Source organism: uncultured Agitococcus sp. (genome assembly GCF_937920075.1).
Taxonomy (GTDB): domain Bacteria; phylum Pseudomonadota; class Gammaproteobacteria; order Pseudomonadales; family Moraxellaceae; genus Agitococcus.
In genome coordinates this window covers 1-6,508 of sequence record NZ_CALETI010000463.1, presented here as the reverse complement: position 1 = coordinate 6,508, position 6,508 = coordinate 1, and the positions used below count along the sequence as shown (strand labels likewise).

The 6,508-nt window shown below is 40.5% G+C and carries 5 protein-coding genes and 2 pseudogenes; all 7 read right to left on the bottom strand.

Annotated elements, in window-relative coordinates; genetic code table 11:
• On the bottom strand, positions 1-1,699 hold a 1,699-nt coding region (locus tag Q0212_RS15805; RefSeq protein ID WP_297927284.1), incomplete at its 3' end, for a DUF5690 family protein.
• 68 nt (positions 1,700-1,767) lie between these two features.
• Complete coding sequence (gene bioD / locus Q0212_RS15800; RefSeq protein ID WP_297927282.1) at positions 1,768-2,451, bottom strand: dethiobiotin synthase; 684 nt, start codon at positions 2,449-2,451, stop codon at positions 1,768-1,770.
• Positions 2,452-2,463: 12 nt separating this feature from the next.
• Complete coding sequence (locus tag Q0212_RS15795; protein ID WP_297927280.1) at positions 2,464-3,393, bottom strand: alpha/beta hydrolase; 930 nt, start codon at positions 3,391-3,393, stop codon at positions 2,464-2,466.
• 7 nt (positions 3,394-3,400) lie between these two features.
• Positions 3,401-4,189 (bottom strand): malonyl-ACP O-methyltransferase BioC, encoded by a 789-nt coding sequence (gene bioC, locus Q0212_RS15790; RefSeq protein WP_297927278.1) that lies wholly within the window; start codon positions 4,187-4,189, stop codon positions 3,401-3,403.
• Positions 4,173-4,949: an alpha/beta fold hydrolase gene (locus Q0212_RS15785; protein ID WP_297927276.1), complete on the bottom strand. Its 777-nt coding sequence runs from the start codon at positions 4,947-4,949 to the stop codon at positions 4,173-4,175. The genes bioC and Q0212_RS15785 overlap by 17 nt, the downstream gene beginning before the upstream one ends.
• Positions 4,942-6,042 (bottom strand): annotated as a pseudogene (gene bioF / locus Q0212_RS15780) (8-amino-7-oxononanoate synthase); the annotation flags it as partial. The gene Q0212_RS15785 and the pseudogene bioF, both read right to left, overlap by 8 nt.
• Positions 6,043-6,109: 67 nt before the next feature.
• A pseudogene (locus tag Q0212_RS15775) lies at positions 6,110-6,508 on the bottom strand (hypothetical protein); the annotation flags it as partial.

Here is a 6,508-nt window from a genome sequence, read left to right as displayed (position 1 = left end):
GGTATCCAAACGCATCAACCAAATACATAAAATACCCCACATTGGCTTTAAGTTTAAAACTAGCAATCATTCGATCAAATAGAATTGAATTAAATGGGATATAGCCCATATATAACCCTAGGCCAATCAATACAATCCACATATACCCAGAGAGATAATGGTTTACAAATAGCAAAGTACTAAAACCACAAATCAAAAATCCAATCAAAATAATACATTGCGCAAGATAAAATGCTTGCTTATTATTTTTTATATAAATCATACTTGCAATTAAAATGAGTACACAAATTGCAATAGGAATTTCCGTAGTTGTAAATATAGAAGCAGTGTTAACATACCCTAATTCATTCCATAATTCAGCAGCAAAATTGTCACGAATGTCTCTAAACAAAGAAAGCAGCATATAAATGATAATGAAAGAAATTAAGCCAAAACTGAACTGGCTAAAAAAGAATTTTCTATCTTTTTTATTTAAAGGAACTCGAACAGATTTTTGCAATTGTTCTTCTTCCGAAGGAGGAGGAATCTTTTGCAATAAGTAAACTAAAAATATAATAGGCAGAAGGAATATTGCACCTGTATAAAATGGAATCCAATTTTCTGCTACATGATATTGTATCTGTAAAAACTTGCCAACAGATTTGACAAATCCAGATGAAACAATAAAGCTTACCGCCATGGTGGCTCCAATGAAGTCTGTAGATTTTCGTCCTTCGACAAATGAAAAAATCAATCCCCACAGTACACCTAAAGGAAGCCCATTTAAAAATAAAAATAATACATCTTCATCGATATTCATGCGCTCCGCAATGGTTTCAATCGCTTTACTAATACTGGTTCTTGTAGCAATTGGTTGACTCAGCGTAGTGTCATCATCATTTATTAACACGAGTGAATGGCCATTGGTATCAAAACGATTATCAAATAAACTTTGTACGGATTCTACTTCGCGTCTAAAAACACTTTGATAAGCTGCTCCACCAACCCCTAAAAAATACCAATCTACTTTACCATCCTCGCCTTCTTCAAGCTGTGCTAAAGCACGATTCAGTAATAATGGTTGCACATAAAAAGCCGATTCTTGGGTAATATTAGGAATTGGCTCTGCCTCAACAGTTTCCACGGCATACCATAAACGTTGGTCAGCAAATAAGGTAAACCAACCAAACAATATTCCGACCGCTAAACTCACATTAATAATGCGTAACCACCACACCCAACCCAATTGTCGGCCAAAGACAAACATCAATGCCGCTGTTGGCCATGCAAACAACACAGGATAAACATAAGGAATCCATTTATCGGCGTTATTCGGTAGCCATTCTTTTTGACCCGCCCATTGAATAGTCGTCTGTAATGAACCCACAACAATATCCGCTGCCAACCACAAAATGACAGGAGCTAAAGTTAAACGCCACAAGCCATAACGCTGTGACAGAAATAAACCAACAATCAATAACAAAAATGGTGGAATAATATAGGCAGCAAAACCAACAGGCTGTAGCTCTCCGTCTAAACCTTGACTAATTAAATCAAAGCTAAAACTGGTTAATAAGCTTCCTAATAAAAAACTTAAAAACTGCACAGGTGTGGGATGTAAATGGGTAAATGCCCGCTTTAAGCCTAATAGCATCAATAAAGCAGCGACAAAATTATCGAAAAAATGGCGGGCAAATTGGCCAACTGGCCGTTGAGACATGATTGTTATCCTAATAAATTAGCGCGCGAATCATAGCATAAATAAACCTCAGTAAATGCAAGTGGCTATCACTTATTTATTGTCTCATCAGGCAAATTTACAAACTCAGCGACATGAATATGCGCTGTGGTTTGAAAAGGCACAACCCCCAAACAGGGTGCAGGCAAAATACGTTTTAAGGTCTGAATGTTTTCTTCTAAAGCGGCCATCTCTGGATCGATACAATTAGCTACCCACCCTGCCAAACGTAAACCATCTTTCGCAATGGCCTCTGCGGTTAAAATGGCATGATTCAGGCAGCCCAAACGCATTCCCACCACTAAGACCACAGGTAACTTTAATTCTTTCGGTAAAGCCGATAATAGCTCTCGGTCACTGATTGGCACACGCCATCCACCTGCCCCTTCAACTACCGCAAACTGTGGACGATGACTTAAGGTGGCGCGGGTATAACCAACTAATTGATTGATTGTTAAACGTTTATTGGCGCGTTGTGCGGCAATGTGTGGTGACAAAGGTTCAGCTAGGGTGACAGGATTTATTTCTTGATAAGGTACTTTTATGCTGCTTTGCGCTTGCAAGGCTAAAGCGTCACTATTACACAAACCGTCATCCGTCATCTCACAACCTGAAGCAATCGGTTTTATCCCTAAAGTGCTTAAACCGTGTTGTTGAGCCTTAGCTAACAACGCACAGGCGATGGTGGTTTTGCCAATATGCGTATCTGTGCCTGCAATAAAATAAGTGGGCATTTATCAAATCCTTTAAGATTTTATGTTGGCTAAAAATGCCTTATAGGTTTGTGCCGCTTCTTTAGTGCGTTCAATTTGTGGCGCATGACCGACGCCCTTAAAAATCACGACCTGTGCCTGAGGCATCAATCTTTTAAAAACTTCTGTGCTAGACACATTAATAACTTTGTCTTGATCGCCCCATAATACCAACGTCGGGACTTTGATTTGCGGTAGTATTTCTTCGGGATTTAACGAATATTTGAGGTTTAACTCTTGATAGATTTTTTCACCCAGTTTTTCACGAGAGATAGAAATACGCGTTAAAGTCGCGATAACAGGTGAAGGTATATAAGGTGGCTCGGACATGGTAAAAGCTAACATTTTTTTATAATCTTCTTCATTACGCACAATTAACGGATTTTCGCCTTTTTGATTACGCAAATATAACTCACTCGGTTGCGGCGAAATCACTCCTGCCGAATTCATTAATGCCAAACTTTTAACATAGCTTGGCGCGAGGTGTGCGACATGAAATGAAATCGCGCCACCCATCGAATGCCCCATAATATGTACTGGCTGCGTTAATTGTAGTTTGTCCATGATGGCAATTACCCGTTTAGCTTGTTCAGGAACGGTATAGCTTTTATCCATCAAAATATTGCTATCGCCATGCGCGGGTAAGTCAATGGCAATCACGTGATAGTTTTTGGTCAGTTGTTTGGCCATCCTAATCCAAATATCTTTATTCGACTGAAAACCATGAATTAATAATACGGTTTCTCCCTGACCGCCTTCTAAATAGGGCGTAGTAAACTCCCCAACGACGATTTCTTTGAGCTGAAGGTCGGCTTGTGACCGCTCCATACTAATCGCCCAATTTGATAATTTTGTCTCAATACTGGCACAAGCTGTTAATGCCAAGCTCAAGGCTAACAAACTTGCTGTAACTATTTTTCTCATGGTTTACTCAGATATTATGTTGTAAATTCACTTTTTGACCGTACACCATCAAGACTTCATAGTGTAAAGGAATGCCTTGTGACTGCCGATAGTGTTCCATCGCGTGCTCTAAGGCTAATAATTGCCCTCGCCCCCATAAACCTTGTTGACGTGGTTGTTGCAACTCGTTTGCACCTATCGCTTTCAGACTCTTTAATAATGATTTTGTTGAGTCATAGTATTGATAAAACGCGCTTTGTTGCTGACTTTGTATTGTTAAACCTACGTATCGGAATGCGTCTAACCATGTTTGTGTAGCAAAAAATTGATTAGTATGACGTCTAATATCAAGCTGCGCCCATGCCTGATTTAATTCTCTTAATGTTCCATCTACAGGAATCGCTAAACAAAACTGACCATCTTTTGCTAATACACGCGCTAATTCTTGAGCAAAATTTTGCGGCGATGCCAGCCATTGCAAGGCAAAATTACTCACTACTGCATCAAAGCTATTGTTTTGGAACGGAAGAAAAGCGGCATCAGCTTGAATGGGAATAATTGAGGGATGTTGTAACTGCTCGGCTTTTAACATCGGCAAAGCAATATCTAAAGCAACGATGACATCAATCGGATGATGTTCAGCAATATCTCGCGTAAGCCAACCTGTGCCACAACCAATATCTAAGACCCGACCTTGTAAAATTTGGCCAACCATCAGCTGTTGTGCCGATTGACGTTGTGCCAAAGCTTGTTCATCGTAATGAGCTACTGCCGAGCCAAAACGCTGAGCAATCCGCTCATTAAACAGCATCGTCATACCCATTACCACGCAAAAATCGTATAATCATGTCGCTTAAGGGTTCAGGGTGCGACAACAATAAAACATGTGCTGCATCCGCAAAAGAACCAAAAGTGATTTGAGAATTAAGCGCCAATAAGGCATCAACATCTATATTTACCAATTTATCTTTTGTACCATATACCCATAACATCGGACAACGAATCTTTTCTACTAAAGGGCGATAATCTTGCGCTAAATCGGCTAAACCCTGTAATAACTGTAGATGATGAGGTATGGGGTGTTGTGCTAAAAGTTGTTGTAAAAAACGCAACTCTTGACGTTGTGTGTTTGAGCCTTGTGTTTGTAACCCCATAAAACGCAATAAAGCGGTATAAGCATTTTCTTCAGTATCTTGTTGAAATTGCTGAAAATTTTCTATAGGCATGGCATATGGCCAATCGTTACGCGCCACAAAACAAGGGTCGGCAGCTAATGCGACAATCGCTTGTACACGTTGCGGATGCTGAGTGGCCAATTGCAAAATCACACTGACACCCAATGACCAACCTATGTACACTGCTTTGGGTGGACAATTCGCTAAAATCTCATTTAATTCATCTTCATGGCTCATTATTTGACTGTGGCCATAACCTGCTCTATCAATCACCGTAATGTTGGCAAACGTTTGTAAATATTCAATCAATTTTTGCCATACGCCACTATGCAAGCCCCAACCATGAATGAGCACAATGTCTAATTGTTTTTGTGAATAGTGGCGTACTTTTAGTTTAGACATCTTTTGTCCTCAACTCCGCTAAGGCATTAATCAGCGCTTGCACATCCGCCGTTTTATGAGCAGCGGTTAAGGTAATTCTTAAGCGCGACTCGCCAACAGGCACAGTGGGTGGACGAATTGCAGTCACCCAAAAACCTTTATCAGCCAAAGCCTGACTTAACTGTAAAGCACGTTGCTCATCACCCACCAATAAAGGTTGAATCGCGGTATCGCTGGCCATTAATGACCAACCTTGTGCTAAAACTTGTTGTCTAAAAACTTGAATATGCGCTTGTAATTGTTCGCGTCGCCATGTTTCTTGAGCAATTAAACGCAAACTTTGTCGTGTGGCGGCAGCAACGGCAGGCGGTAAGGCAGTGGTATAAATATAGGGTCGGGCAAAATTGCGTAAATAATCAATCAACTCTTGGCTACCTGCGACAAATGCACCAAACGTCCCCACCGCTTTACCCAAGGTAGCCATATAAATCGGCACATCATCCACCGTACAGCCAAAATGTTCGCTTGTACCTGCACCTGTTTTACCCAATACGCCAAAACCGTGGGCATCATCAATCATTAATGCCGCTTGCTGTTGTTGGCTGACCGTTACCAATTCAGGCATTAATGCCATATCGCCATCCATGCTAAACACAGCATCAGTCACCACTAATTTTTTCAGGCTGTCATTCGCTTGTAGTTTTTGCTGCAAATCGTCAACATCATTATGTTGATAACGACTAAAACGCGCACCGCTGCTTAAACCACCATCTAATAAAGAAGCATGGTTCAAACGGTCTTCAAACACGGCATCTCCACGCCCGACTAGCGCATTTATCACCCCCAAATTAGCCATATACCCTGTTGAAAATAATAACGCTGCTGGACGTTGACAAAAAGCGGCTAATTCTTCTTCAAGGGCTTGATGTTGGCGATGATGACCACAAACCAAATGTGCTGCACCACTACCGACACCATCTTGCTCGGCTGATTGAATAAAGGCTTTTTTGACTAAAGGATGATTGGCTAAACCTAAATAATCATTACTCGAAAAATTGAGATAGATTTGGCCTTGATGAATTAACGTCGCGCCTTGAGGAGAATCATGGGTTTTGGATTGCCGAAATCTCTGTTGTTGATGGCGTTCGAGGAGTTTGGTGTGAGGTTAAAGTGGGAAAGGGTCATGACTGAGTAACTTTTGGAGTGCTTGGAAAAATTCCAAGATTCAAACGACCATTTAAGTTATGAACCCATATGCCCGCTTTACCGACATAGTAGGTATGAAAATCTTCAACTTCAATGTTATAAACATAATCTGTATACATGTAGTTGACTGAATTTGGGTTGTCGTAGGCATCAATGATACTAGGTCTTCTTTCGCTTTCGTCATAAGCATTAAAATAGAATTGCGTATCAGGATGCTCAAACTCTGATAATACCTTTGTATTTTCATCAGGATGCAATGACCTATCCCAATTCATACCATACCAGCCAAACTCGAACTCTGAAAATCCCTCTTTTCCTATCACCAGTAGAGGGTTGTTTTGTCTAAAATCAACCAGCATTCCAAAATTACTACG